The organism is Pseudochrobactrum sp. Wa41.01b-1 (genome assembly GCF_019464455.1).
Taxonomy (GTDB): domain Bacteria; phylum Pseudomonadota; class Alphaproteobacteria; order Rhizobiales; family Rhizobiaceae; genus Pseudochrobactrum; species Pseudochrobactrum saccharolyticum.
Window position 1 is genome coordinate 1,549,627 of record NZ_CP080493.1, and the last position, 25,958, is coordinate 1,575,584.

Annotated in this window: 24 protein-coding genes; 8 read left to right on the forward strand and 16 right to left on the reverse strand. The window is 52.1% G+C overall.

The annotated features are described in order from the left end of the window. Nucleotides 1–3 precede the first annotated feature (3 nt). The 4 genes from K1X45_RS07255 to K1X45_RS07270 all read right to left on the reverse strand — a co-directional run bounded on the left by K1X45_RS07255 (nucleotide 4) and on the right by K1X45_RS07270 (nucleotide 4,516). Entirely contained in the window at nucleotides 4–927 is a 924-nt protein-coding gene (locus K1X45_RS07255; protein ID WP_370627104.1) for a 2-dehydro-3-deoxygalactonokinase, read from the reverse strand. A gap of 3 nt (nucleotides 928–930) precedes the next feature. After that, a complete protein-coding gene (araH, locus tag K1X45_RS07260) occupies nucleotides 931–1,881 on the reverse strand; it encodes an L-arabinose ABC transporter permease AraH (protein ID WP_075657115.1) in 951 nt (316 codons plus the stop codon). A 3-nt stretch (nucleotides 1,882–1,884) separates the two neighbouring features. Then, on the reverse strand, nucleotides 1,885–3,420 hold the full coding sequence (araG, locus tag K1X45_RS07265; protein ID WP_213599002.1) for an L-arabinose ABC transporter ATP-binding protein AraG: 1,536 nt from the start codon (nucleotides 3,418–3,420) through the stop codon (nucleotides 1,885–1,887). Between the two features lie 94 nt (nucleotides 3,421–3,514). Then, nucleotides 3,515–4,516 (reverse strand): arabinose ABC transporter substrate-binding protein, encoded by a 1,002-nt coding sequence (locus tag K1X45_RS07270; protein WP_220160246.1) that lies wholly within the window; start codon nucleotides 4,514–4,516, stop codon nucleotides 3,515–3,517. Between the two features lie 274 nt (nucleotides 4,517–4,790). Here K1X45_RS07270 and K1X45_RS07275 point away from each other — a divergent pair, with 274 nt between their 5' ends. Further along, the gene (locus K1X45_RS07275) at nucleotides 4,791–5,516 is read left to right on the forward strand and encodes a FadR/GntR family transcriptional regulator (RefSeq protein ID WP_220160247.1); all 726 of its coding nucleotides are present in this window, start codon (nucleotides 4,791–4,793) and stop codon (nucleotides 5,514–5,516) included. 45 nt (nucleotides 5,517–5,561) lie between these two features. Here the strand turns inward: K1X45_RS07275 and K1X45_RS07280 are convergent, their stop codons facing one another. Continuing rightward, nucleotides 5,562–6,320 carry a gamma-glutamyl-gamma-aminobutyrate hydrolase family protein gene (locus tag K1X45_RS07280; RefSeq protein WP_220160248.1) on the reverse strand — a complete coding sequence of 253 codons (759 nt, stop codon included), beginning with the start codon at nucleotides 6,318–6,320 and terminating at the stop codon, nucleotides 5,562–5,564. Between the two features lie 373 nt (nucleotides 6,321–6,693). Between K1X45_RS07280 and K1X45_RS07285 the strand changes: the two genes are divergently transcribed. Further along, nucleotides 6,694–6,948 (forward strand): YjhX family toxin, encoded by a 255-nt coding sequence (locus K1X45_RS07285; protein WP_220160249.1) that lies wholly within the window; start codon nucleotides 6,694–6,696, stop codon nucleotides 6,946–6,948. A gap of 40 nt (nucleotides 6,949–6,988) precedes the next feature. On the opposite strand, the gene K1X45_RS07290 is transcribed toward K1X45_RS07285, so the two are convergent. The 6 genes from K1X45_RS07290 to lysA form a co-directional block, all read right to left on the reverse strand. Beyond that, complete coding sequence (locus tag K1X45_RS07290; protein WP_022710601.1) at nucleotides 6,989–7,675, reverse strand: amino acid ABC transporter permease; 687 nt, start codon at nucleotides 7,673–7,675, stop codon at nucleotides 6,989–6,991. A 4-nt stretch (nucleotides 7,676–7,679) separates the two neighbouring features. Beyond that, entirely contained in the window at nucleotides 7,680–8,378 is a 699-nt protein-coding gene (locus K1X45_RS07295; RefSeq protein WP_022710602.1) for an amino acid ABC transporter permease, read from the reverse strand. A 107-nt stretch (nucleotides 8,379–8,485) separates the two neighbouring features. Beyond that, nucleotides 8,486–9,295 (reverse strand): ABC transporter substrate-binding protein, encoded by an 810-nt coding sequence (locus K1X45_RS07300; RefSeq protein ID WP_151160177.1) that lies wholly within the window; start codon nucleotides 9,293–9,295, stop codon nucleotides 8,486–8,488. A gap of 94 nt (nucleotides 9,296–9,389) precedes the next feature. After that, nucleotides 9,390–10,136, reverse strand: a complete 747-nt coding sequence (locus K1X45_RS07305) for an amino acid ABC transporter ATP-binding protein (RefSeq protein WP_220160250.1) — start codon at nucleotides 10,134–10,136, stop codon at nucleotides 9,390–9,392. Between the two features lie 62 nt (nucleotides 10,137–10,198). Further along, nucleotides 10,199–11,086 (reverse strand): diaminopimelate epimerase, encoded by an 888-nt coding sequence (gene dapF / locus K1X45_RS07310; protein WP_220160251.1) that lies wholly within the window; start codon nucleotides 11,084–11,086, stop codon nucleotides 10,199–10,201. Between the two features lie 80 nt (nucleotides 11,087–11,166). Continuing rightward, a complete protein-coding gene (gene lysA / locus K1X45_RS07315) occupies nucleotides 11,167–12,444 on the reverse strand; it encodes a diaminopimelate decarboxylase (protein ID WP_220160252.1) in 1,278 nt (425 codons plus the stop codon). A gap of 169 nt (nucleotides 12,445–12,613) precedes the next feature. On the opposite strand from lysA, the gene K1X45_RS07320 reads away from it, so the two are divergent. Both K1X45_RS07320 and K1X45_RS07325 read left to right on the forward strand, forming a co-directional pair. Beyond that, nucleotides 12,614–13,537, forward strand: a complete 924-nt coding sequence (locus K1X45_RS07320) for a LysR substrate-binding domain-containing protein (RefSeq protein ID WP_220160253.1) — start codon at nucleotides 12,614–12,616, stop codon at nucleotides 13,535–13,537. 68 nt (nucleotides 13,538–13,605) lie between these two features. Further along, on the forward strand, nucleotides 13,606–14,766 hold the full coding sequence (locus K1X45_RS07325) for an aminotransferase (protein WP_220160254.1): 1,161 nt from the start codon (nucleotides 13,606–13,608) through the stop codon (nucleotides 14,764–14,766). A 6-nt stretch (nucleotides 14,767–14,772) separates the two neighbouring features. On the opposite strand, the gene K1X45_RS07330 is transcribed toward K1X45_RS07325, so the two are convergent. Further along, nucleotides 14,773–15,378, reverse strand: coding sequence for a CDP-alcohol phosphatidyltransferase family protein (locus K1X45_RS07330; protein WP_220160255.1), 606 nt, complete (start codon nucleotides 15,376–15,378; stop codon nucleotides 14,773–14,775). 112 nt (nucleotides 15,379–15,490) lie between these two features. Here K1X45_RS07330 and K1X45_RS07335 point away from each other — a divergent pair, with 112 nt between their 5' ends. The 4 genes from K1X45_RS07335 (at nucleotide 15,491) to K1X45_RS07350 (ending at nucleotide 20,246) form a co-directional block, all read left to right on the forward strand. Continuing rightward, on the forward strand, nucleotides 15,491–17,266 hold the full coding sequence (locus K1X45_RS07335) for a bifunctional alpha/beta hydrolase/class I SAM-dependent methyltransferase (protein ID WP_255560864.1): 1,776 nt from the start codon (nucleotides 15,491–15,493) through the stop codon (nucleotides 17,264–17,266). After that, nucleotides 17,266–18,558: a phosphatase PAP2/dual specificity phosphatase family protein gene (locus K1X45_RS07340; protein WP_220160257.1), complete on the forward strand. Its 1,293-nt coding sequence runs from the start codon at nucleotides 17,266–17,268 to the stop codon at nucleotides 18,556–18,558. Before K1X45_RS07335 ends, K1X45_RS07340 begins: the two co-directional genes overlap by 1 nt. A gap of 100 nt (nucleotides 18,559–18,658) precedes the next feature. Then, nucleotides 18,659–19,321, forward strand: a complete 663-nt coding sequence (locus K1X45_RS07345; RefSeq protein ID WP_220160258.1) for a 1-acyl-sn-glycerol-3-phosphate acyltransferase — start codon at nucleotides 18,659–18,661, stop codon at nucleotides 19,319–19,321. Beyond that, on the forward strand, nucleotides 19,314–20,246 hold the full coding sequence (locus tag K1X45_RS07350) for a phosphatidate cytidylyltransferase (RefSeq protein WP_220160259.1): 933 nt from the start codon (nucleotides 19,314–19,316) through the stop codon (nucleotides 20,244–20,246). Before K1X45_RS07345 ends, K1X45_RS07350 begins: the two co-directional genes overlap by 8 nt. A 103-nt stretch (nucleotides 20,247–20,349) precedes the next feature. Here K1X45_RS07350 and K1X45_RS07355 read toward each other — a convergent pair whose 3' ends face one another. From K1X45_RS07355 to K1X45_RS07370, 4 genes are all read right to left on the reverse strand, one after another. Next, nucleotides 20,350–21,174 carry a helix-turn-helix domain-containing protein gene (locus K1X45_RS07355; RefSeq protein ID WP_220160260.1) on the reverse strand — a complete coding sequence of 275 codons (825 nt, stop codon included), beginning with the start codon at nucleotides 21,172–21,174 and terminating at the stop codon, nucleotides 20,350–20,352. A gap of 10 nt (nucleotides 21,175–21,184) precedes the next feature. Further along, the gene (locus K1X45_RS07360; protein WP_220160261.1) at nucleotides 21,185–21,580 is read right to left on the reverse strand and encodes a hypothetical protein; all 396 of its coding nucleotides are present in this window, start codon (nucleotides 21,578–21,580) and stop codon (nucleotides 21,185–21,187) included. A 189-nt stretch (nucleotides 21,581–21,769) separates the two neighbouring features. Next, on the reverse strand, nucleotides 21,770–23,398 hold the full coding sequence (locus K1X45_RS07365) for an MFS transporter (RefSeq protein WP_213599024.1): 1,629 nt from the start codon (nucleotides 23,396–23,398) through the stop codon (nucleotides 21,770–21,772). Between the two features lie 247 nt (nucleotides 23,399–23,645). Then, nucleotides 23,646–25,853, reverse strand: a complete 2,208-nt coding sequence (locus K1X45_RS07370; protein WP_220160262.1) for a TonB-dependent receptor domain-containing protein — start codon at nucleotides 25,851–25,853, stop codon at nucleotides 23,646–23,648. Nucleotides 25,854–25,958: the final 105 nt, after the last annotated feature.

Genomic DNA, 25,958 nt, shown 5'->3' on the forward strand with positions numbered 1-25,958 from the left:
CCATCACACATGATGTGTTATCGGCCACACTCTGGCCGCTGCAGCAAATAATCCCTGCCGGACTGCAATCTCGCCATCCAGAAGGGTGATGCTGAAACCGGCTCTTTCCAGCGCGGCCTGATGCAACCGGCCGAGTTTTCCCGAAGCCACCAGCCCGATTGTACCCGTGCCGTAAAGCTGTTTTGCCCTGCCCGCCTCTGCACCGATCAGCAGACCGGAAAGATGCGCTGCGCCCTCAGACTGCTCTTCAAAACCAAGCAATTGTGCTGCACGGATACCAAAAATATCCTCGGCCATCCGTGCCGGTTCCGCGCATGTCTTTTCAACAGCACGGAGAAAAGCAGGTGTATTTTCATCAAAAGCCGCATCTGTATCCACCGCATGTCTGAGAATGGAATGTTGAGACAGTACCGCAAAGAGCTCACCGGTCATGAAAGTCGCAAACTGCGTCACAACACCGTTTTCCAGTCTCGTCCACTTACTATGCGTGCCAGGCATACAGATCAGACCATCGGGCACCGATGTGGCAATACCTGCAAGCTGGGTTTCCTCACCGCGCATCACATTGGCTGCGGATGCATCACGCTGCGCAAGCCCGGGCAAAATACGGATATCCTGTGTCTGATTTTCTAACTTGAGCGCATAATCTGCCAGACCATCAAGCGTAGCAGGCAGGCTGATATAAGGTGCCTCTACCCAACCTTGCCGTGCACCGGCCATACCGCAGATCATAACCCGCAAATCCGGTCCTGCTTCCAGCTTGTGTAAATGCTTTTCCAGCACCGGTGCAAAACCCGTTGCAGCACAATGCATCATACCTTCATCACTGCGGCTTTCACCCAGCACATGCCCCTGTGCATCCGTCATCCAGAGGCGAAAACTGCTCGTTCCCCAATCGACCAATGCGTAAACAGCGTCATTCATCAGTGTTTATCCTCTGAACCCGATCATGTTTGAGCGCAGATTATCCAGCAGCACAGCAATGAGAAGAATACAACCGCGCACGACATATTGGTAAAATGCCTGAATATTCAGCAGGTTCATGACATTCTCGGCAATGCCCATAATCAGCACGCCAACAATCACGCCCAGCATTGCAGCACGCCCGCCAGCCAGAGAAACACCACCGAGAACACAAGCCGAGATGACAGATAATTCAAGCCCTGTTGCCGCATTCGGCTGACCGGATGTGATACGCGATGCCAGCAAAATACCGGCAATACCGCAGACCAGCCCCTGCAGGGCAAAAATCCAGATACGCATGGAATCCACATTCACACCGGCAAGACGCGACGCTTCGGGATTACCGCCGATTGCCAGCGTGTTCTTACCAAAGACTGTGCGGTTGAGCACAAATCCGAAAATGACAAACAGCAGTCCCATCACCCAGATCGGCGTCGGAATGCCTAAAAATTTTGACAGTGCCAGCTGATAGAAAGACGGATCATTTATACCAACCGCGCGACCATCACTGGAGATCAGCGCCAATCCGCGCACAATCTGCATCGTCGCCAGCGTGGTAATCAGGGCATTGATACGAAATTTCGCAATCACAACACCATTGAACAGCCCGACGATAAAACCGCCTGCCAAAGCGGCCAGTAATCCGAGAAAAATTGAACCGGTAGCATTGGACGCCATCACCGCAATCATGCCGGTAAAGGCGACAGTGGAACCGACGGAAAGATCAAAATCGCGCGATGCAAGACAGAACATCATCGTGCAGGCAACAATGCCGATGGTTACCACCGATTGCAGAAGCCCGAGCATGTTCCGTTCAGTCAGAAAATTCGGGACTGTCAGTGCCACCACTGCAAAGGCCAGCAGAAAAATCACCACAAGCCCTTGTTCACCAAGCAGAATTTTTTTAATTGAAACCATCGTTCAGGATACCTTTTGTAATGATCCGGCTGCCGTTTCAGCAACGGTCTTATCCGGTAGTGCCGCTGTGAGAATGGCGCGGTCATTAAAATCAGCACGATCAAATCCGGCGGCAATCCGCCCTTCGCACATCACCATAATCCGGTCTGAAATGCCCATGACTTCGGGCAGTTCGCTGGAGATCACAACAATCGCCATACCGCTTTCAGCAAGCTGATAGAGAATTTCATAAATCTCTGCCTTGGCGCCCACATCAATACCGCGCGTCGGTTCGTCAATAATCAGCACCTTGATATTCTGCTCGGCCAGCCAGCGGCCGAGAATAACCTTCTGCTGGTTGCCACCGGAGAGATTGACGATATTCTGTTTGCGCGACGGCGTACGCACCCGTAATTTTCCGATATAGGTTTCTGCCAGTTCCGCCTCTTTTTTCGGGCGGATCAAGCCAAATGGCGAAAAATGTCTGCGGGCAGAAATAGCGATATTTTCTTCAATCGAGCGCCCCTGAACAATACCGTCAAATTTACGGTCTTCAGGACAAAGGACGATACCTGCACGGATGGAACTGCGCGGATCATCAGCCTTCACAACCTTACCATCAACATACACCGCACCGGCGCGTCGTTGATCGGCACCATAAATCAGGCGGCTCATCTCAGAACGTCCGGCACCGATCAGACCGAAGAACCCTAAGATTTCACCGGCACGCACCTCAAAATTCACAGGCTCCGGTAATTTACTGCCGCTGAGATTTTCAACTTTCAGCAATATATTCTGGCGAATATTGCGACCGCGCCAGCCCCAGATATTATTGATCTCCCGCCCCACCATTTCAGAGATAATCTGGTCGCGGGTGACATTCTCAAGACTTGGATGATGGGCGGCCAGTTTGCCGTCACGCAGCACAGTCAAACTATCGCAAAGCTGGAAAATCTCATCCAGACGATGCGAGATATAAAGAATGATCTTGCCCTCAGCCTTCAGACGGCCGATCAGGCGGAACAGGATTTCGCTCTCCCGCGATGACAGGGATGACGTCGGCTCATCAAGCGCAATAATACGCGCATCCAGCATCACAGCCTTGGCAATTTCCACCATCTGCCGTTCACCGATTGAAAGCTGTGCAACCTTAGTGGCAGGGTCGATATCAATGCCTATCATCCGCAATTTTTCGCCGACAGCACTAACCAGCGCTTTAAAACTGATAATGCCGGCTTTAGCAGGAAAGCGGCCGAGCCACAGATTTTCCGCAACACTCAGTTCCGGCACCAATTGCAGTTCCTGATGGATAACGATCACACCGGCATGAAAAGCATCGCGCACGGATGCATATTTCTGCACCACACCGTCAATAATGATCTCACCGCTATTCGCCTGTTGATCGCCGGAAAGAACACGGATGAGCGTGGATTTACCCGCCCCGTTTTCTCCCATCAGCCCGTGGACAGCCCCTTGAGCAACACTGAAAGACACATCTGTCAGCGCCTTAACACCGGGATAGAACTTTGAAATATTTTTAAACGTCAGAAAGTCAGCCATGCCGCACCTGTCTCTCAGCAGTGGTTGCACCACTTGAAGAATAATTTCTGAGAAATGGGAGCCGGAACACTCAATGCTCCGACCCCGTGCAGGATTACTCGATGCCGAGTTCCTTGCGGACTTCCGCGTAATTATCGCGCAAGGCTAGCTGACCGGATGTCAAAATGAGCTTTTCAGGCTCTTTGCCATCCGCCAGCCATGCATACATATTCATCGCTGTCTCGTACCCATGGCGCTTCGGTGAAATGATGACTGTGCCGTAGAAGCCGGTCGGGCTTGGTTTTTTAAATTCATTAATGGCAGATTCCGCACCGCCGATACCAACCGCCACAACATTCTCTGACGGAATGCCAACGCTTTCCGTTGCGCGTACCGCACCAAGCACGGACTCATCATTGAGGCCAACGGCAACCCAATATTTGATATCCGCATTCTTGTTGAGAACAACAGTGGATGCATTCAGCGCGGCCTCAGTATCGGTTTTTGCCTGTGGCGCCGCAAAAATATTGGCTTCCGGCAATCCGTTTTCTTTCATAACCGAAAGCGCGCCTTCAACACGGTCAACGGCAGTCGGCAACTGGTCATAGGAAACACGGATTGCACCGACATTCTTCCAGTCCCAGCCACGTTTTTTGACTTCTTCGCTGATGGCGCGGCCAACTTCCTCACCGATTTTGGTGGCGGAAATCCCCATATGCGCCACATCTTCCAGCGGCTTGCCATCCGCACCGACAAGACGGTCATCGACAGTCATCAATTTCAGACCATTGGCCTCGGCCTTGGCAACAATACCCGGCCCGAGCTTCACATCCGGCGTACAGATGATCACACCGGCAGCGCCCTGCGCAGCCAGATTATCCAGTGCAGACTGCACCTTCTCCCCGTCTTCCGCACCGATTTTGACAAGAGTGAAACCTTTTTCCTTTGCCGCTACATCGGCAAATTTCCACTCATCCTGAAACCATGGTTCTTCCGGCTGCTTCACAACAAAGCCGATTTTCACATCCGCCGCATAGGCTGCAGATACTCCTGCAACAGCCGTGAAAACCACACCGGCCATCATTCCGGCCAAAGCAGCCGTTTTTAAAAAGCGCATATCTTTCCTCCCAAAGATTGCACGTCATCTCAAGCTCCCACAGCCTTGTCATGACGCTGATGTCCTCCATCGCCGGTCACGCTAAAACAAATCATCATACCAGTCAATAATTCTTGTATGATGATTTAAAATTGTTCATTATACATAATTAAACAACTGAGTGCCTTGCGGTTTCCGTCTGTCAAACCCTATGACTATGATCAGAGCCTGCATTAAAGCCGGAAACTGAACAACCGGATGGCCGGATTAAAACGAAAGAAAAGCCGTGACCGAAATGTCTGAGCAGAGCCTGCATGCCCCTTCCCGCACAACGCGGCCAAGGGTACAAAAAAGCATCACTGCGACGCTCGCCGCTGACATTCTCAACGGCCGCTTCAAGCCGGGCTCAATGCTGCCCCGCGAAAATGATTTGTGTGAAGAATATGGTGTCAGCCGCACGGTCATCCGCGAAACGATCAAAACTCTGGAGTCCAAAGGGCTGGTGCGCGGTAAGCCGCGTATCGGCACAGTCATTTGTGAGCAGGATGAATGGAATCTGCTGGATCAGCAGGTGCTGGACTGGCTGGGGCCGCGCATCGTCGATCTGGATTTACTGCTCTGCGTTCTGGAAGCCCGCCGCGCAATTGAACCGGTCGCTGCCGAACTGGCAACACAACGCGCATCCGCCATGGATATTGCAGCGCTGGAAATAGCATGGAACCGAATGAATGAGGCGGGCAGCGATATTGAAGCCTTCACGCAGGGCGATGTCGACTTCCACATAGCTCTATTGCGGGCAAGCCATAATCAGGTCTTTCGCCAGCTTTGCGGCATTATTGAAGCCGCGTTGCGCTATACGCTTTACACATCCAATGATGCAGTTGCGAGCCGCGATGAGGCCATTTCCGAACATCTGGAACTGATTGAAGCCATACGGCTGCGCGATAAAGAGCGGGCGCGCAACAGTTCCAATAAAATGCTGGATCTTGCCGCCCGCGATCTTGGTATGAAAGACAAGTAAAACGGCCAGCACAATTGAGCACAGGCCGTTATAAGCGAAAACAGCTCAGCGATTATGATAGGCTTCGGCAGCAGCGCAAAATGCTGCCAGCAGATGCACATCACCTTCCATCTGTTTATATTCCGGATGCCATTGCACACCGATGGCAAAGCTCTTTTCCGTGTGTTCAATCGCTTCAATAATACCGTCTTCAGCCGTAGCTGTCACACGCATCGGTGCTTTAACTGTGCGCACCGACTGATGATGCGAACTGTTGACATGTTGACCGGTTGTGCCAACCAGTCTCGCCAGCAGACTGTCTTCTTCAATTGCGATACTGTGCCCTGCACGTTCCTTACCACCGGCATTTTCCGTGTTTTTCGAAACGGAATGTTCCAGTGCGTCTGCGACTTCATCCGGAATATGCTGCACCAGCGTACCGCCGGCGATAACAGCCAGCAGCTGATGACCGCCGCAAATCCCCAGCACCGGCATATCGCGCTCCAGCGCACCGCGCAGAACCGCCGCTTCAAACTCTGTCCGCGCAGGTTTCAGACGGATTGTGTCTGTGCGCGCTTCTTCGCCGAACATTACAGGCGGCACATCAAAAGCACCACCGGTTACAACCAGCCCGTCAATCATATTCAGATAGGTTTCAGCCAGTTCTGTGAGATGCGGCAAGGCAACCGGTGCAGCACCCGCCTCTTCAAGGCAGGACAAATAATTCTGGCGGATTGCATACCATGGAGAATCCGAAAAGCCGCCGCCTTCTTCGCTGTCGAGTGTCACGCCGATGATCGGCCGAAATACTGTTTTCTGTGTCATTGTGCCGTGCTTTTATAATGAAATTTCTGTGCCTGAATGAATACGTCCTGTTGAGCGAAAACAAGCGCTATTATCATCTGGCCTCATGCATTTTTGCGATCAACAATCGCCTTACCTGCACATCATAGCCATACTTGTTTTTATTACATTTTCGCATTATATTTTGTGCAGTCGTCTTAAGGAGATTTATGCGCAGCATCCTTCATCGTTGATCCTCTGCTTATGCAGAGCCGCCTGTCACACACAGGCTTACAACGGCTTGCGCCCGACTTTCTCTCCTTATCAGGACAATTCCCATGATGACTCAGATCATGCTGCCATGTGTTGGCGGTTTCTGTGGGCTGTTCGTCCGTTTCCAACAACGGAGACAGCCATGAATATTTCACGTTTTGAACGCCGTATTCTCGATATGCTGGCCAAAGGCGGCCGTATCGAACCGGAAAAAGCCGACAATGGCAAAATTATTGATGTCGATTTCATCTCCCGCGAGGGCTGGTTTCTTGACGGTACAGATTTACAAACCTTCAAAAAACTGCGCGCCAAACGGCTGATCGCCTCATTTAACGGCAGTGCTTACCGCATCTCCAAACAAGGCATTCAAAGTCTGCAAATCGCCCGCAATGCATAGATAAAAAGCGCAGCACATCACATGCTGCGCTTTTTAATTTTTAGTCTAATGACAGGCGCTGCGATCCGCTGATCTTGTTCTCCGCCCATTTGGAAAATTTGAGGATCGGATAACAATAGACGAAATAAACCAGCGCAATCAGCCCGTAGATAAACAACACATCACGCGGGAAGCGCAGCATCGACACTTCGCCCTGACGGGTCAGTTCGGCAATCCCGATCACCGAGAGAATGGCAGTACTCTTAATGATAATCACATAGACAGAGCTCATCGGCGCAATTGTCAATTTTAACGCCTGAGGCAAAATCACATGCCACAATTTTTGCAGTTGGCTCATGCCGACAGCGGTTGCAGCTTCCCACTGACCACGCGGTACGGCATCAATCGCACTGCACACAATTTCAGCCACATAGCAGGATGTATAGAGCGACAGCGCCACAAAGGCCGCTGTGGTGGAATCCCAACTCAGCCATTCAATCCCTGTATTCGGCAGCACGAAATAGAAAACATAGAGCTGCACCAGAAAGGGTGTGCCGCGCAAAATATGCACATAGCCGCCGAAGAGCTGTGTCAAAACAGGGATGCGATAGCTGCGTATAATCCCGATCACAGTACCTATGATCGATCCCGCAAGAATTGCGACCAGCGAAACCGTAAAAGTCTCTTTGAACCCCTGCCAGAGAAATGGCATGACTGAGACTGTAAGTTTCCAATAATATTCAAACATAGTCTCAACCTTTCGCAGCCCAGGCAGGACCTGCCAGCTTCTTTTTCACATGATGCGAAAGGAACAGCATCACACAATAGATAGCGAGATATCCGGCAGCGATTGTCAGGAAGCTCTCATTCGGACGTACACGCTCACTGTTCAGCAACAGACCGGCACTGGTGAATTCGAACACCGTAATCAGCGACAACAGCGATGTATCTTTAATCAGCACGGCCGTCTGGCCGAGCACAGGCGGGATCACATTGGCAAAAGCCTGCGGCAGCACAATATGGATCAGCCGCTGTCCGTAACTCATGCCCACAGCTTTGGCGGCTTCAACCTGTCCGCGCGGCACAGAGCCGATACCGGTACGGATAATTTCGGACATATAAGGCGTACAGTTAATAACCAGCGCGGCAATGCCAAGCCACATTTCCGGCCATTTGGCAGTAAACGGCAGCAGAACAGGCAGACCGAAATAGACCAGATAAATCTGCACCAGCAGCGGGGTCGAACGGATGAATGTGACATAAGCCTGTATCAGATTGCGCAGCACTTTCCACTGCGTAAACATGATGACAGCCATGATCGTGCCGAGCACAAAAGACAGCACAAAACTCACACCGGTTGCAATCAGCGTATTGCCCAGACCTTCTGCAAAGCGGTCGAGATACTGCGCAACGATGCGGTAATTGAAATAATCAAGAATGAATGATGACATTATCCGGTCCCGGATATTTCACGCAGGCAGACAGTCTGCCGCGGCGCAAAATATTTAAAACAGTAAGGCTCCTGCCCGCCCGAATGGCAGGCAGGAGATGGCTTCTGTTACTTGTGGTCTTTTTCCCACTCGGTGGTGTTCCACCAGTAGTTGACCATCTGGTCGAGACGTTTGTCAGAGGTAATCAGTTCAACATAATTGTCGAGCCAGAACTTCAAATGCGCTTCATCAGGGCGCACGGCAAAGGCCAGCGGGTTTTTGACAATAATGCCGTCAAGAATTTTCAGATTACCGAATTCATTGACGAAGTTGGTGACGTTGCCGAGATCGGAAACAGTTGCATCAATACGACCGGCAGACAATGCCTGTGCTACCGCAGCAGTACCGCCGGTGAACTCTTTCAGCGTTGCCTTTGGCATGAACTTTTTAATGGCTTCACTGTAGGAGCTGGCCTGTGTGGAACCGATATTCAGACCTTCCTGATTAAGGTCTTCCCATTTGGCCAGCGGTGAATCATTCTTCACCACCGCAACGGTTTCTTCGTAGAACATCGGACGGGAGAACAGCAACTGCGCCGCACGCTGCGGGGTTGGCGTCATGTCAGCGGCAATCATATCCACTTTGCCTGCCAGCAATGCCGGAATAAGACCTTTCCAGTCATAATCCTGAAACACGACTTTAACTCCGAGATCCTCACCCATCATACGGGCAAGTTCTACGGCCAGACCGGTCTGTTTGCCATCTTTATTGATGAAGCTGACCGGCGCGCCCTGCGTCTGCACGGCAACACGCAGCTCACCGCGCTTCAGAATTTCTTCCATAATGTCTGCTTTGGCAGTGCTTGCAGCACCGACAGACATAGCGGCCACACCCGCCAGCATTCCGATCGACAGAGCGATTTTTTTCAGAAATTTCATAATGTTCTCCTCACTATTATATGGATTTACCCTTATTTACGGGCATTCATTTCCGTAACCTTCAACAGACGTCTCCCACGTCTGCCCCCTCCCTTTAAAGCACCTGTTCGAGAAAATGCTGAGTGCGCTGATGAACCGGCTTGGAAAACATCACATCCGGCGTTCCGGTTTCGACAATCTGCCCTTCATCCATGAAGATCACACGGTCAGCCACCTCACGGGCAAAACCCATTTCGTGGGTTACAACCACCATCGTCATGCCGGATTTTGCCAGTTCTTTCATCAGATCGAGAATGCCGCCAACCATTTCAGGATCGAGCGCCGAGGTTGCCTCGTCAAACAGCATCACTTTCGGGTTCATCGCTAATGCGCGGGCAATGGCCACACGCTGCTGCTGACCACCGGAAAGCTGGCTCGGATAATGCCCTGCACGTTCCGCAATGCCCACACGCGCCAGCATATCCTGTGCGATTTTCAGCGCCTCCGCCTTGGAGCGTTTCAGCACCACAGTCTGCGGCAGAACCACATTTTCCAGCGCTGTTTTATGCTGAAACAAATTGAAATGCTGGAACACCATGCCGATTTCAGACCGCGCATGATTGAGATTAGTTTTGGGATCGGAAATCGCCAGATTATTGACGGTGATCGTGCCGCTGTCGATGGCTTCCAGTGCATTGAGTGTACGCAGCAAAGTGCTTTTACCGGAGCCGGAAGGGCCGATAATTACCAGAACCTCCCCCTTCTCTACGGAGAAAGAGACATCCGCCAGTGCACGATGCGCCTTGCCGTTGCTGGTCGCAGGATAGGTCTTGCTGACGTGCTCAACTGATATAAAAGTCATTATTTCCCCTCTATAACGCTGTCTCTTACGGACAGTTTTGCGTTATCCTTATTGAATTCTGTTTATGCTTCGTCAGGCAGAAATCCATAAAATGCGACAGCAACATCCCCTGTCAGGATAATTGTATCATCAGCACATAACTCGACCTGTAAAGCCCCGCCCGGCATTAAAACACGGAATTTTTTCTGATTTGTGCGTCCGCTACGCACCGCTGCAACCGCTGCTGCGCAGGCACCGCTGCCGCAAGCTTCCGTGAGAATACCGGGACGTTCATAAACCACCAGTTTCAGCAGCGCCTCGTCACCTTCAGACGACAGCAGTTCAGCCACACCAATATTCGCCTGCTCCGGCAGATAGGCACTGTTTTGCACCACAGCGGCCTCAAGCAGCACATCGACAGCATCAAAATCCGGCACGAAATAAACCAGATGCGGATTGCCCATACTGACGGCAAAAGGTTCGGACAACGGGCCGTGGTTCAGACGCCCGTCATGGTTCGCAAGCGGCCCTGCCAGCGGTATAGCCTGCCAGTCTGTAACAGCAGGCGCCAGATAAAGGCTGATACGCGGCTGCCCGTTTTCAGCCGTTGCCATACAGGCTTCGATCAAGCCACCAAACGTTTCTAAAATGACGGAATTTTTGCCTGCTTCCTGCATCCAGAGAAAAGCGGCACAACGGCTGGCATTAAAACAGGCCGGAGCTTCCATGCCATCCACATTATAAATGCGCATCCGCACATCAGCGCGGGCATTTTGCGGGGCTTCCAGCACCAGCAACTGATCGCCGCCGACACCACGATGACGATCACAAATCTGCGCAATCATTGCCGCCTGCGGCCGGAAAGACTTTTCCCGACCGTCAACAAGCACAAAGTCATTCCCCAGCCCGTGGGTCTTGACGAAGAAAATTCCTGCTGCGCCTGTTTGCGCCGCTTCGGAATATGGCCTCATATTTCCCCCTCTCTTCGGGCTGCTTTGACAGCAGCCTCAGGAAACGGCCTCCCAACCGTTCCCTTTATGCTGGCCGGATCTTAAAGATCTCGTTCCAGTATAAGTGCATCTTCAACCGTCCACTGACGGCGAACCAGTCTGAATGTATCGCCCTCAACCAGCACTTCCTGAATAAGCGGACGCGCATTATAGGTTGAAGACATTGTTGCACCATAGGCACCGGCAACACCCAGCATCACCAGATCACCACGCTCCAGCGCGGGCAACCGATCAAATTCGCCAAATGTATCCGAGCTTTCGCAAACAGGGCCAACCAGATTGACCGGCAGGGTTTCCGCATCTGCTGCCGGCTCCCGCACCGGCCAGACCGGATGCACGGCATCGTAAAGTGCAGGACGCATCAGATCATTCATCGCTGCATCAACGATGGAGAATTTCGAATTGCCCTGATTTTTGCCATAGAGCACTTTGGTCACCAGCGCACCGGCTTCGGCAATAATGAAACGACCCGGCTCCATAGTCAGTTCGCAATCAATATCACCAAGTGTATCGCGGATTGTCTGGGCATAGGCATCGACGTCAATACCGGCAGAACCGTCATAGGAAACGCCGAGGCCGCCGCCGAGATCGAGACGGGAAATGTTCAGACCTTTGGCACGGATTGCGGCTGTCAGCTGTGCCAAGCGTTCAAAAGTCTGACGATATGGTGTGACATCGGTGATCTGCGAACCAATGTGAACGGCAATACCAACCACATTGATTTCTTCACGGGCAGAAGCGGTTGCATAAGTATTCAGCGCATCAGCATAGGCAATACCGAATTTGTTCTTGCTGGTGCCGGTGGTGATTTTCGGATGGGTCAGCGCATCCACATCAGGATTGATGCGCAGCACAACGGTTGCCACTTTGCCAAGCTGGCGGGCAACGCGGGAAATCGCATCCAGCTCTTCGATGGATTCAATATTCAGCTGATGCACACCGGCATTGAGTGCCGCTGCAATTTCCTCATCGGTTTTGCCAACGCCGGAGAATACGATTTTATCCGCAGGCGAACCGGCCGCCAATGCACGGTGCATCTCACCGCCGGAAACAATATCCATACCGCAGCCTTCACCAACCAGCAAAGACAACAGCGACAGGTTGTTATTGGCTTTCACCGCATAGCAGATCTGCACATTGAGTCCGCTCAGCGCTGTACGCAATCTGGCAACACGTTCACGCACAGCAGCCGCCGAATAGACATAAAACGGCGTGCCGTATTTTTCTGCAATTGCAGAAACAGCAACGTTTTCAACGCTTAAAGCCCCGTTTTTATAGCCGAAATGCGCAACATGCGGACGTGAGAACTCAGTGGTCATTCTACCCTCAAACACTCGAAGCGGAGGGTCGCACAAGACACACCGCTTCATCATTACTACCATCAAGCTATCAGACATCCATCTGCGGTCAAATTCATAATAATCTCTTTATTATTCATTTTCGATATGCTTAATACTGGAAAGGTCTTGCTGCCAAAGGGGAGATTTTATGCGTCTGACACACCGCCAGCTGGAAATTTTTCAGTCGCTGATGCACACCCTCAATGTAACTGAAACGGCAGACCATCTCGGCTCCTCGCAGCCAACCATCAGCCGCGAGCTGAAAGATCTGGAAGCAACACTCGGCTTTACGTTATTTCACCGTGATAACCGCCGGCTAAAACCCACACAACAAGCTGCTGCGCTCAACGTGATTGTGCAGCGCTCCTTTGTCAGTATTGAAGAAATTGCCCGTACGGCACGCGCTATTCGCGGCGATAATTTGCAGCGTGTATCCGTCGCCTGCCTGCCCGCCTATGCCCATGCGATTATTCCGCAGGCCACCAAACTGTTTCTCAACGAACATCCGCAAGCATCTGTGAAAATTCACTCGCTGGAAGAAAGCGCCCTCACCCGCGACCTGCTGAGCAAATTTTTTGATGTCGGCATGGTAGAAGGCAATATTACCCTCAGCGCCTCCGCAACACGCGAGCTTTATACCGGTGATCTTCTGTGCATCATGCCTGCCGGTCATCCGCTTGCGGATTATGACAGTCTCGATATTGAGCAATTCTCCGGTCATAACTTTATTTATTATTCCGATGAGGATTACTATCGCCGTCAGGTCGATCAGTGGTTCAGCAATGCCGGTATCAGCCGTAAACTTATGATTGAGGCAACCACCGCGTCCTCCATCGGTTCTCTGGTAACAGCAGGTATTGGCATATCCGTTATCAATCCTTTGAGCGCACTGGCCTTTGAAGGGCAAAATCTGCTGATCCGTCCGATCCGCCATTCCATCCCTTATTATGTGAATGTCTGGCAGCCGGAGGATATCCGCCGCGGTGCTCTTGGCGCAGAATTTGTGCAATCTATCGTTAGTGCCGTTGAAGAACGCGTTGCAACACTGCGACAGCGTAATCTGTGCGCCTGAAAGGTGTTGCCTGCTTTCCTGTTTAAAAACATAACTCTATAATACGGCATTATTTGCAGGGGGATATCATGGTCAATCCGGTTTTCGCAGCATCCGGCATATCTGTTTTTGAAATCATGTCGAGACTGGCCGCAGAAACCGGTGCCATTAATCTCGGGCAGGGTTTTCCGGAAGGGCTGGAGCCGCAGGAGCTGATTGCCGCTGCAACAGATGCTCTGCACAACGGTTCCCATCAATATCCGCCGATGCTCGGCCTTCCTGCCCTGCGCAAAGCTGTGGCCGACAATGCCCGCCGGTTCTTCAATATTGATGCGGATTGGGAAACGGAAATTCTCGTCACCTCCGGTGCCACAGAAGCTCTGGCCGACAGTTTCTTCGCGCTGATGAATTCCGGCGATGAAGTGATTGTGCTGGAACCGGCCTATGATTCCTATAGTCCGGTGATCCGCCGCGCCGGTGGTGTGGTTGTGCCGGTGCGTCTTGCACCGCCCCATTGGGAATTACCATTACAAGCCCTGAGCGATGCGATTACCCCGCGCACGCGCATGATCGTTGTCAATAATCCGATGAACCCGATCGGCAAGGTTTTTACCCGCGAGGAACTGAATTTCATCGCAGAACTGGCGGTAAAGCATAATCTCTTCATCATTGCCGATGAAGTTTATGAACATCTCACCTTTGATGACAATAAACATATCTCGCTGTTTTCACTGCCGGAAATCCGCGACCGTGTGGTACGGATCGGCTCCGCAGGCAAAAGCTTTTCACTCACCGGCTGGAAGGTTGGCTATATCACCGCTGATGCGCAATTGCTGAAAGTGATCTCCCGCGTCCATCAATATATGACTTTCACCACACCACCTGCCCTGCAAGCAGCGGTAGCAGTCGGTCTCAATCTGCCGGACAGCTATTTCACCGGCCTGCGGGAGGAACTGGCCAAGCGCCGTGATTATCTCGATGCCGGTTTGCGTGAGGCCGGTTTTAGCATGGCTCCCGCTCCGGCCACTTATTTCGCGGTTGCCGATATCAGTGATCTCGACAAAGATGGTGATGACCTGGCCTTCAGCCAGCGCCTCACCCGTGAAGCCGGTGTCACGCCGGTGCCGGTTTCTTCTTTCTATTCAGAGCGCAATATCACCAGCCATGTGCGTTTTTGCTTTGCCAAAAAACTTGATACGCTGGGAACCGCCATTCATCGCTTGCGCGACTGGCGCGAGAAACAGGGCTGAGTAATCTCAGCCCTTTGCAGCCTCTGCCAAGCCTTTGCGAATACGGTTGAAAATCGTCCACAGCAACAAGGCGATCAGCAGCGGCTGCAACCAGACCATCCATTGCGGCAGAAAACCGTCAACGGCCAGCCAGCCACCGAGAATACCGAATAACAGAGCACGGTCACTCTTGCCCATCGGCCCGTCATAGCGCCGCGATGCCCCGACACTCAGGCCCAGCAATCCGGCAAATTCGGTGAGCAAAACCAGCACAATAATCAGCCCCATCCAATGCGGCTGAAACGGTGCAACCCACAAAAACGGCGCAAACAGCGCAATATCCGAGACAAGATCACCCATCTCGTTGAGATAAGCTCCCAAAGCACTTTGCTGGTTAAATTCGCGCGCCAGCATTCCGTCGATCGCATTCATCGCCATGCGGATAAACAGCCATACGGGGATTAGCCAGAACCATATTTTGTTTTCAGCAGTCACCAGCCATAAACCAACCGCCACAGAGATCAGCATCGCCGCAACAGTCACCTGATTGGCGGTCACACCCCATTGTGCCAATCGGCTGACCATCGGGCGCAATAAATCCTGAAAACGGCTCTTAAGCTGATAAACAGACACGGTATAACTCTTTGCAAAATCATTTTTCTTAAACATCGTTTAGTCTAAAAGACTTACAATAAATAGCACAACAACATCTATATTCTTGTATCGCCATATGAAAGACAGGCCTATGACTTCGGTAAAACGCGATTGCACTGAGCGGCATTTTATCAGCCATGACCGGCAGGAAATCTTTTTCCGCTACTGGCCTGCCTTGAGCGAAAAACCGGAAGGCGCGATCATTCTGTTGCATCGCGGGCACGAACATAGCGGCCGTGTTGCGCATATTGTCGAAGAACTCGGGCTGGATAATTACAGCTTCTATGCATGGGACGCTCGTGGTCACGGTCTTACCCAAGGGCAGCGCGGCTATTCACCTTCCTTTGCAACCACGGTGCGCGACCTTGATTGCTTTGCCCGTCATATCACCGAGACAGACGGCTTCGCTTTGCAGGATATGGCGCTGATTGCGCAAAGTGTGGGTGCCGTTATCGGTGCCACATGGGTGCATGATTATGCGCCGCCGATCCGCGCCATGGTGCTGGCTGCTCCGGCTTTTGATGTTAAACTCTATGTGCCGCTGGCCAAAGAAGGTATCTGGCTCTGGCAAAAGCTCAAAGGCACATTCTTCGTCAAGTCCTATGTCAAAGCCCGCTTTCTCACCCATGACAAAGAGCGCATTGCATCCTTTGAAAATGATCCGCTGATTACTCGCCCGATTGCCTCCAATATTCTGCTGGAACTCTATGAGAATGCAGAGCGCATCGTCCGCGATGCCCGTGCGATTACCACGCCGACACAGGTGCTGATTTCCGGTCGTGACTGGGTAGTGCGTGATGCGCCGCAACATCGTTTTTACGAAAATCTCGCAGGCCCTATTAAAGAGCGTCATGTGCTGAAGGGCTTCTATCACGATACATTAGGCGAGCGTGACCGCGCCTTGGCTTTTGCCAAAATCCGGCCTTTCATTGAGCAGCAATTTGCCAAGGCTCCACAACAAAGCTCACTACTTGATGCGCATATTCAGGGCTTTACCCGCGACGAAGCAGACCGTCTGGCTACTCCTCTGTCCATTACCAGTCCACGCGGGGCTTATTGGGGCATGACCCGTGCTTCTATCCGCATCGGCGGATTGTTTTCGGAAGGGCTGAAAACCGGTATCCGCACCGGTTTCGATTCCGGCTCTACGCTCGATTATGTCTATCGCAATGAAGTGAAGGGCTTAGGCTGGGGTGGCCGCTATACCGACAAGACCTTCCTCAACGCTATTGGCTGGCGCGGTATCCGCCAGCGTAAAACCCATCTGGAAGAACTGATCCGGCAGGCGGTTACCCGTTTGCAGGATGACGGGAAACCGGCACGTATTCTCGATATTGCCGCCGGTCACGGACGCTATGTGCTGGATGCACTCACCACCAAAGATGATGAAATTGCCTCGGTGCGTCTGCAGGATTACTCACCGATCAATGTGCTGGCCGGTCGTCAACTGATTGCGGAACGCAATCTCTCAGGCAAAGCCGAGTTCCATGAAGGTGATGCGTTCGACACCAAAGCGCTCGCTGCCCTTGGCACAGATACGGAGACAGCGCCCAACCTCGCAATTGTTTCCGGCCTTTATGAGCTGTTTGCCGATAATGACCAGATCGCGCAATCACTGGAAGGACTGGCACAGGCGGTACAGAGCGGCGGATATCTGATCTACACCAATCAGCCTTGGCATCCGCAGCTGGAAATGATTGCCCGTGCGCTCACCTCCCATCGTGGTGGACAGGCATGGGTGATGCGCCGCCGCACGCAGAATGAAATGGATCAGCTGGTGGAGGCCGCAGGCTTCCGCAAGATTGAACAGCGTATCGACCAATGGGGCATTTTCACCGTGTCACTGGCGCAACGTATTGAGCAATAATGCAGCTTGATCCCGAAGGGCATAAAACAAATCCGGCATTGATAAAGCGGGGTGTACTGTGTTTGCTCCTGCTTGCCCCACTGTTTTATGCCACTTACGGTTTGGCGAACTGGCTGGCATCGCAGCGTATTGCAGTGCCGGAGATTGTCTTTGACTGGGAACAGCAAATCCCGTTCTGGGGCTGGACGATCATTCCCTATTGGTCGCTCAACCTGTTCTACGCTGTCGCGGTTTTAGTCAGCACCAGCAATCAATCGCAAAACCGGTTGATCGGCCGCTATCTCACGGCGCAATGCATTGCCTTTGTCTGTTTCATCGCTTTTCCGCTGACCATCACATGGGAAAAACCTGTCACAACCGGTCTTTCCGGCTGGCTGTTCACCATGCTCGGCAATTTCGATCAGCCGTTCAATCAGGCACCTTCGTTGCATATCGCGCTGGCAATTATCATCTGGGATCAACTGCGTGACAGACTACCCGCACCTTGGCGCATGATTTGGTATGGCTGGTGCCTGCTGATCGCCCTGTCTGTTCTCACCACTTGGCAGCATCATTTCATTGATGTTCCGGCTGGTGCTTTGCTCGGCCTGTTTGCACTGTGGCTGTTTCCCCGTGAAAGTGATGCACCCTGGCAGAATTACCGTTTCACCCGTGATCCCAAATCCCGCAAATTCATGCGTATTTATGGCGCTGCCGGTCTTGCGCTACTTGCACTCACATTCACCGGCGGGCATCCGGCAAATCTGCTCCTGCTCTGGCCTGCATTGGCCGTGCTGATGCTGAGCTTTGGCTATAGCGGCAGCGGCGCAAAAATCTTTCAAAAGCGTTCTGACGGCTCTGTCAGCCTCGCTTCCTTTTGGCTCTTTTTACCGCTGCGCATTTTTTTCAGGCTCAACCGTATCGCATGGACATGGCGCGAACCGTCAGCGGTTAAAATTACTGAAGGCCTGTATCTCGGACGTTTCCCGAAACGCTCAGAAACACAAAATTATGCCTGTATCATTGATATGACGGCAGAATGTATCGCACCACGCCATATCAAATCCCGCTGGCAGGCTTTTCCGCTGATGGATCTTGCAAAGCCGGAGCCTGCAACCATGCAGGTCGCAGTCATGGCAATGCATAATGCGCCGCGCCCGACACTGATCTGTTGTGCCTTGGGCTATCAGCGCAGTGCCAATCTCATTGCCCGCTGGCTGGTCGAAAGCGGGCTTGCTGCGGACAGTCAGCAGGCTGAAGAGCTGATCCGCAAAACCGGCAGGCCGGTGCGTCTTTATCCGGATCATCAATAAAACAGCGTCATTCACGCAAATAAGAAATGATTGCGGAAAGTGCTTTTATTCTGTTACTTGCTGAATTTAATGTGAAGCAAAATAAAAACGACTGTTCTTCATGGCCGATCCGGACTCGCATTCAGTATTACAGATTTTCTCCGGCATGGTTCTGGCTTTTTTCTCCCGCGCCATTACCGGCGTGCGTCCGATCTGGAGCGGCACAGTCCCGTCCCGCAAACAGCGCATTTATTTTGCTAACCACACCAGCCATGGCGACTTCATTCTGTTGTCCTCCTCACTGCCCTTAGGCGAACGCGCAAGAACCCGCGCCGTTGCCGGTGCCGATTACTGGAACAGCAACCGCCTGCGCCGCTTCATTGCCACGCAGCTGCTCGGCACAGTTTTGGTGGAGCGTAACTGGGTTGAGCGCAGTGAAGACCCGTTACTGGTGATGCTGCGCGCGATTGACAGCGGCCAGTCGCTTATTTTCTTTCCTGAAGGCACCCGCAATATGACAGACGATCCGCTGCTGCGTTTTCGCGCCGGTCTCTATCATCTGGCCAAAGCGCGGCCGGATGTGGAACTGGTGCCCTGCTGGATTGAGAATATGTCCCGTGTTTTACCAAAAGGCACATTTCTGCCGGTACCGCTATTATGCCGTGTGATTTTCGGTGCGCCGCTGCAATTGCAACCGGATGAAGAGCGCAAAAACTTTCTGCACCGTGCACAACATGCCTTGCTGACACTCAGCCCCCATTCCGACGGAGAACATCGTGACTGAAGAAACCAATCTTCTGCTGATCGGACTGGTCGTGCTGTTATCTGTGGCAAGCCTTGCTGCCGCATTAATCAGCTGGCGCAGTGCCAAACCATTGCCTTCCACGCTCAGCAATATCAATGCCCGCATTCGTGCGTGGTGGATTATGATTGCCGCGATCAGCATCGCTTTTCTGTTTGGAAAGACCGGCGTTGTCATTCTGTTCGGACTGGTCTCTTTCGCAGCACTTCGGGAATATGTCACCCTCACTCATACCCATCGCAGCGATCACTGGCTGCTGCTCGGTGCCTTCCTCATTGTCATTCCGGTGCAATATTATCTGGTCTGGGTGGAATGGTACGGGCTCTATTCCATCTTCATTCCTGTTTATGTGTTTCTGGCTATGTCGGTGCTCACAGCGCTTTGGGGTAATACCAGCCGGTTTCTGGAGCGCATTTCCGAGCAGCAATGGGGCATTATGCTCTCTGTCTATTGCATCAGCCATGTGCCTGCTCTCGCCACATTGCATATTGAAGGCTTTGAAGGCCGGCAAATGCTGCTGATCGCCTTTCTGATTGCCGTGGTTCAGGGCTGCGATGTGCTGCAATATATCTTCGGCAAATTATTCGGAAAACACCGCATCTCGCCGAAAGTCTCCCCGTCCAAAACATGGGAGGGCCTGATCGGCGGTGTCGCAAGCACATCTTTGCTGGGGGCAGCGCTCTCATGGCTCACACCATTCTCCCCGCTACAGGCAGGCGGGCTTGCAGCCATTGCCTGTATTATGGGTTTCTTCGGCGGCCTTGTCGCATCCGCGATCAAACGTGACCGCGGTGTTAAAGACTGGGGACATATGATTGAAGGCCATGGCGGCATGATGGATCGCGCCGATAGTCTGGTTTTCGCCGCACCGGTGTTCTTCCACCTGATCCGCTATTTCTGGACTTGAGCACATCCCGAAAAGTGTGAAGCGGTTTTCGGATAAGATGCGCGTAAATCATAACTAGTCAGAGCATTTTTAATATTTGTCTAAACTGAAAGTGCTCTGACGGTTACTGTAAGACGGCCCCGCGAAACAGGTTCCATGACGAGCGCCGCTCGGCCAGAAAGCGCCCCGGTGGTGTGCCGACCGCTTTGCGGAACATGGTGACAAAAGCACCGGCACTCTCATAGCCCAGATCAAAAGCCACCGACTGGATTGACCGCCCTTGTGTGAGCAATTGCACACCGGTTATCACATGTAATTGCCGCCGCCAGCGCCCGACACTCATGCCCGTTTCATGACTGAACAACCGGCTCAAACTACGCTCGCTCATGCCGATACGATGCGCCCATTCTTCCAGTGTTGCATGGCTTGCCGGATCATCCAGCAAAATATCGGTCAGTTTTCGCAGGCGCATATCCGCCGGTATCGGCAGATGTAATTGCTCCAATGGTGCAGCCACCAATTCATCCAGCAACACAGTGATGAGCCTGCCCTCTGCACCGTCTTCATTATAGCAGGGGTCAAAGCCCGCAGCTTTTTCCAGCAGGCTTTGCAGCAAAGGCGAGACGGAAACGCTGCAACACGTCTCCGGCAAACCGTCAACAACGTCCGGCGCAACAAACAGACCGAAACCGCGCGCCTCTCCGGAGCTTCTGGCTTTATGAAATAACCCGCCCGGTATCCATACTGCGCATTGCGGCGGCACAACCCAGACACCGCTATCCGTTTCAACTGTCACCACACCGCTGGCGCTGAATAAAAGCTGCGCCTTGCGATGGGAATGGCGCGGAAACTCCCAGCCATCAACAACCATCGATAAGCCCATGACCACCACGGGACGGTTGATCTGATCCGGCAAAGCATAATCAGGAAAATCTGTCGTGAAAAACATAAAATCACCGTTACTCTGATGATAATCCTAAAAGTTCATAGGCCTGTCTTACAGCCTCATCACGGCTCTCCGTGACAATCATCGGATGCCCCCAGAACTTACCGTAAATGATCGAAAAAGCTTTCGCCGCTAAGCGCTTCACTGCACTTGGTTCGACATAATACATCGCCTTCACATAGTCGCGTAATTCGGCTTTATGCTGTTTCATCCATAGAGAAACGGCGCGCCGGTCTGCCACATTCTCGTTCGGATCCTTGTCAAAATCCGCAGCCCAGCCAAGAAAGACAAAAGCTTGTTTTCGTTGCAGGCATTGTTCAAAAATCTGCAATGTTTCTTCAATACCCTGCTGGCCTGCATCGGAATAATCCATCCGTACCAGCGGAAAATCCTGAATATCAATCTGCATATCTGCCTCATAAACTATACGCCTGTTATCGACGTTAAAATATGAGATAATTAGTATAGTTTTATCATGCTGGCGTCATTCTGTCATGGTGCCATAAAATATTTCATTCCGGCCAGTACAGAGATGCGAATAAAAAACGCCGGTCTGGTGACCAGACCGGCGTTTTTAAATTTTCGACTGGCATCCCAATCAGGTGATTTCAATATGCGGTTTCAGCGGCATATCATCATGCAAAGGCACAGTCTGGCGTTCGATCATACGATGAACGCGCGGCTTTTCCGGCCCTTTATGCAGCGACAGTAATTTCTCAGATACTGCAGCATCCGCATAGGTACGGCGCTGATTATGGCGGACATATTCCACCCATGTCGGCACATGATAAGTCTCTGTCCAGATGTCCGGATTTTCCAGATCGCGCAGCAATGCCCATTGCTGTGCACCGTCACGAATGCGGATACGGCGGCGCGCGGCCATCGCTTCCAGAAAGGCATGAACATTATGATGTTCGATATGATAATCTACCATCACCATAATCGGACCACTGCGCGGACGGATATCCAGACGCAATTGCGGCTCGGAAAACGAATTGAGCGGATCAAGATTGAGCTTGTCGAATTCCGGCAGTTTGAACACCAGACCGACCAGCGCACCGCCAACCAGCGTGAAGGCTGCAACGCTTAAAGCCGTTTCAGGGCCGTAACCATCAGCCACTGAACCCCAGAGCCAGCTACCAGCGGCCATGCCGCCAAAAGTAGCGGTCTGATAAAGCGCCAAAGCACGTCCCACCACCCAGCGCGGCGTGGACAATTGCACAGTCACATTGAACAGCGATAAAGCCAGCACCCATGACGCACCGGCAGGCAGCAATAACAGGCAGCTTAAAATAACCGAATGACTATAAGACAGCAGATAAACGCTGATACCAAAAGCAATAAACGCACCGCGCACAATGGTTTCATTGGCGAATTTCTCGCGCAGTTCACCGGAGGTGAATGCACCGGCAATCGCACCAAGGCCGAATGCGCCGAGCATAATACCATAGGTCAGCGCCGTTCCCTGTACCAGATCACGCGCAACCAGCGGCAGCAAAGCCAGCACAACAATGGCTGACAAGCCGAAAAGAAAGCCGCGAAACATCACCTTGATCAGATTGGGTGACATGGAAACATAACGAAGACCGGCGGAAACGGCACGACCAAAGGTCTCACGCGGCAGCGTGGATTGCGTCACCTGCGGCTTCCAGCGCAGCAGCGCAACAATCAACGGAATATAGCTGACAGCATTGATAATAAACGCAAAAGCGGCACCGGCAACGGCCACAATAAAACCACCGATCGCAGGGCCGATACTACGCATGGCATTAAAGCTCATGCTGTTGAGCGCCACCGCTCCCGGCAGATCAGAGCGTGGCACGATATCGCCCATCGAGGCCTGCCATGACGGATTATGCAAAGCGCCGCCGCAGCCGATCAGGAATGTAAAACTCAGCAAAAGCCATGGTGTGAGCCAGCCCATATAGCCGAAAATCGCCAGCATCAGCGACACCAGCAACATCATAAACTGGGCAATCAGCATGATACGGCGGCGGTCAAAATTATCAGCCAGAGCACCGGCAAACAGCGAGAAAAACATCACCGGCAAAGTGGTGGAGGCCTGTACCAGCGCCACCATATTGGAGGATTGCGCGATGGTCGTCATCATCCAGCCTGCACCGACTGTCTGGATCAGCCCGCCAAGATTGGAAGCAAGCGTTGCAGTCCATAAAGAGCGAAAAGCTTTATGTTTAAACGGGGCTAAAGGGGATACACTTTGCGACACCGCAGAATTTCCTATCCGAAGCAGATGCTCCATCATGCATGGTTCGGTGTAATAATCACACTGAAAAATTCAAACAGCCTGTAAAATCAATGTGCAAGCTGCCAGCGAACCTTATGCCCGTACCATAGGCAACATTGAAAAAAGACGTACTGGCTATTTTGACGCAACTGTGAAATTTTCTCTTCAAACAATAAAAAACCGCCGGAACTTGTCCGGCGGTTTTTGTAATCAGACTATCTGGCAAAGATCAGAATTTGGCACTGGCACCGAATATAAAGCTGCGGCCTTTTCCTGAATATTCATTCTCACCCAATGGGCCGGAAACAGCAACGCGGTAATTCTTATTGGCCACATTCTCAACCGAGAAGAACAATTCCGCATTTTCCTTCAGCTTATAAGAACCGTAGAGATCATAGAGAATATAGCTTGGCAGTGCGAATTTCTGGCCAAAATCTGTACCAAATCCGGCATAGCTGCTTTTGCCGAAATAACGTGCCTGCGCACCCAAAGTCAGCTTCTCGTCAAACAGACGGAAACCTGCATCAAGCGTGCCATACTGATCCGGTATCATGAAGGCATCACCATTCCCCGCACCGGCACCCTCACCAATCGGCTGATCCGTCTTGGCTTTGGTATAAGAGACATTGGTATAGAAAAAGCCGAGATCGTAACTGCCTTCAATCTCCCAGCCATACATTTTGGTAATGCCCGGGCGGTTGATCCACATTGCTGTCGGGCCGCGATTAGGCACATTAACAAAATCATTGACGACGAAATTCTCAATGGAATTGTGGAAGAAACCGGTTTTCAGGCGGAACTTGTCATCGCTGCGCAGTAAACCGTCTTCTGTGAAGTTCACCCCGATATCCCAGCCTTTACTATATTCCGGCTCAAGATTGAGATTATTGGCAATACCACTGCCGAGCCCTGCACCGATCGGGATCAGCGAGAAGAACATTTCCTGCACTGTCGGCGGGCGGAAAGTATGGGCATAGGTCGCATATAGCTCCAGCCCGTCATAAGGCTGCGCGGTCAGAGAGACTTTCGGCAACCATTTGCCGCTGCTGCGCTCAATATCCTTGTTGCCGCAGACAGGTCCGCCAGCAGGACAATCCCCTGTGCCTGCCGCATAAGCCGGCTGATAACCTTCAACATTCCAGTGATCGTAACGCAGACCGCCGGTCAGCGTGAAAATATTCCACGACAAAGTTGCGTCGGTAAAACCGCTGGATTTCTTTAAGCTACCCGGAGGGTTCGCACCGCGATATCTGTTGATGACATATTCATCGCTGCCAAAAGACCCGCCATAGAACAGTTTGAGCTGTACATCATCACTCAGCATTGTTTTGCTGGTATTGGAAATGTCAAAACCATAGCCGCGATTATCGGTTTTACGTCCGCGATAGCTGCCGCCGGTTGCCGCATAATCCATATTGGTGCGGTTATAATAGGCATTCACCTTCAGATCGATCCAGTCATTATCATCCGGCGTATAGGCATAATTGGCAGTGTAAGACGCGTTCTTCAGATCCTGCTCGTAATTGGCATAGGTAAACCGGTTCTCATACCAGCGCGCACCAAGTTTGAGATTATGCTCGGAGGATGGTGCAATTTCAAATTTGATCAGCCCGCCACCCGGACGGTTGGTAGCATCGCGCCCGCTATCGACATAAACACCGTCACCATTTTTAAATGTACCGTAAGATGTGCGTGCAAAAGCACCGAGAATACTGACATTGCTGGATTTATCATTGTTCAGATTGGCACGCGCGGCACCTGCCAGCATACCGGAGCCGCGGAACCCGTTAGTTCCGGCTTTCCAGCGTGTCAGCACGCCGACATCACGCCCCGGCAAAACAATATCGTCAAAATCAAGCGTACGGAAATTTGCGGCGCCGCTCAGAGTCCCCATACCGGCGGCGCCTCCTACGGCACCTTTGCTCACATCAATGCCGCCGAGCAGTTCCGGCTGCACATAGAGCAAGGTACCGCCGGATGAAGCATGGCCTGCCACATTGCGAAATGTCTGCGGCACACCATCAATCATCGCATTCACACGGCCGAAACCGCTCATCCCGCGAATATTCACTTCAATGCCGGGCTGACTGGATTGCTGACGGGTGAATACACCGGGGGTAGAGCGCAATGCCGCTTGCGGATCGCCGCCAAAACGCTCCTGCAGCGCATCACTGCTGACAGAACTGACTGGTGCGGGTGTGCGATATATTCCGTCACCCTGAGCAAAAGGCCCATTCAGACCACCGGTCACTGTAATTGTTTGCAGCTGTGTGGCACTCTCCGCAGCTTTATCTTTTGCCGCATCCTGTGCGGTTGTTTCCCGCTGCTGTGCCGCAGCTATACCTGTAAAAATCCCGAGACCGGCAATGCTCAAACCCGTAAGGCTCAAAATCGTACCGGCAAAAGATGCGCGCAGACAGTGCCTGACAACAGACATAGTACCCCCTTTGGCAGGCAGACGTCGTCTGTCCTGCCATGCATAATCATGACAAGTTTTGAAAAGCAGCAATTGAAGAGTAAGTTTCGCTCTTATGCCTCGGGA

What these genes read in the sequence shown, in the direction of transcription:
- araH (WP_075657115.1), bottom strand. Translation starts at nt 1,881, where the DNA reads ATGGTTTCAATTAAAAAAATTCTGCTTGGTGAACAAGGGCTTGTGGTG.
- araG (WP_213599002.1), bottom strand. Translation starts at nt 3,420, where the DNA reads ATGGCTGACTTTCTGACGTTTAAAAATATTTCAAAGTTCTATCCCGGT.
- K1X45_RS07270 (WP_220160246.1), bottom strand. Translation starts at nt 4,516, where the DNA reads ATGCGCTTTTTAAAAACGGCTGCTTTGGCCGGAATGATGGCCGGTGTG.
- K1X45_RS07275 (WP_220160247.1), top strand. Translation starts at nt 4,791, where the DNA reads ATGTCTGAGCAGAGCCTGCATGCCCCTTCCCGCACAACGCGGCCAAGG.
- K1X45_RS07280 (WP_220160248.1), bottom strand. Translation starts at nt 6,320, where the DNA reads ATGACACAGAAAACAGTATTTCGGCCGATCATCGGCGTGACACTCGAC.
- K1X45_RS07285 (WP_220160249.1), top strand. Translation starts at nt 6,694, where the DNA reads ATGAATATTTCACGTTTTGAACGCCGTATTCTCGATATGCTGGCCAAA.
- K1X45_RS07290 (WP_022710601.1), bottom strand. Translation starts at nt 7,675, where the DNA reads ATGTTTGAATATTATTGGAAACTTACAGTCTCAGTCATGCCATTTCTC.
- K1X45_RS07295 (WP_022710602.1), bottom strand. Translation starts at nt 8,378, where the DNA reads ATGTCATCATTCATTCTTGATTATTTCAATTACCGCATCGTTGCGCAG.
- K1X45_RS07300 (WP_151160177.1), bottom strand. Translation starts at nt 9,295, where the DNA reads ATGAAATTTCTGAAAAAAATCGCTCTGTCGATCGGAATGCTGGCGGGT.
- K1X45_RS07305 (WP_220160250.1), bottom strand. Translation starts at nt 10,136, where the DNA reads ATGACTTTTATATCAGTTGAGCACGTCAGCAAGACCTATCCTGCGACC.
- dapF (WP_220160251.1), bottom strand. Translation starts at nt 11,086, where the DNA reads ATGAGGCCATATTCCGAAGCGGCGCAAACAGGCGCAGCAGGAATTTTC.
- lysA (WP_220160252.1), bottom strand. Translation starts at nt 12,444, where the DNA reads ATGACCACTGAGTTCTCACGTCCGCATGTTGCGCATTTCGGCTATAAA.
- K1X45_RS07320 (WP_220160253.1), top strand. Translation starts at nt 12,614, where the DNA reads ATGCGTCTGACACACCGCCAGCTGGAAATTTTTCAGTCGCTGATGCAC.
- K1X45_RS07325 (WP_220160254.1), top strand. Translation starts at nt 13,606, where the DNA reads ATGGTCAATCCGGTTTTCGCAGCATCCGGCATATCTGTTTTTGAAATC.
- K1X45_RS07335 (WP_255560864.1), top strand. Translation starts at nt 15,491, where the DNA reads ATGACTTCGGTAAAACGCGATTGCACTGAGCGGCATTTTATCAGCCAT.
- K1X45_RS07340 (WP_220160257.1), top strand. Translation starts at nt 17,266, where the DNA reads ATGCAGCTTGATCCCGAAGGGCATAAAACAAATCCGGCATTGATAAAG.
- K1X45_RS07345 (WP_220160258.1), top strand. Translation starts at nt 18,659, where the DNA reads ATGGCCGATCCGGACTCGCATTCAGTATTACAGATTTTCTCCGGCATG.
- K1X45_RS07355 (WP_220160260.1), bottom strand. Translation starts at nt 21,174, where the DNA reads ATGTTTTTCACGACAGATTTTCCTGATTATGCTTTGCCGGATCAGATC.
- K1X45_RS07360 (WP_220160261.1), bottom strand. Translation starts at nt 21,580, where the DNA reads ATGCAGATTGATATTCAGGATTTTCCGCTGGTACGGATGGATTATTCC.
- K1X45_RS07370 (WP_220160262.1), bottom strand. Translation starts at nt 25,853, where the DNA reads ATGTCTGTTGTCAGGCACTGTCTGCGCGCATCTTTTGCCGGTACGATT.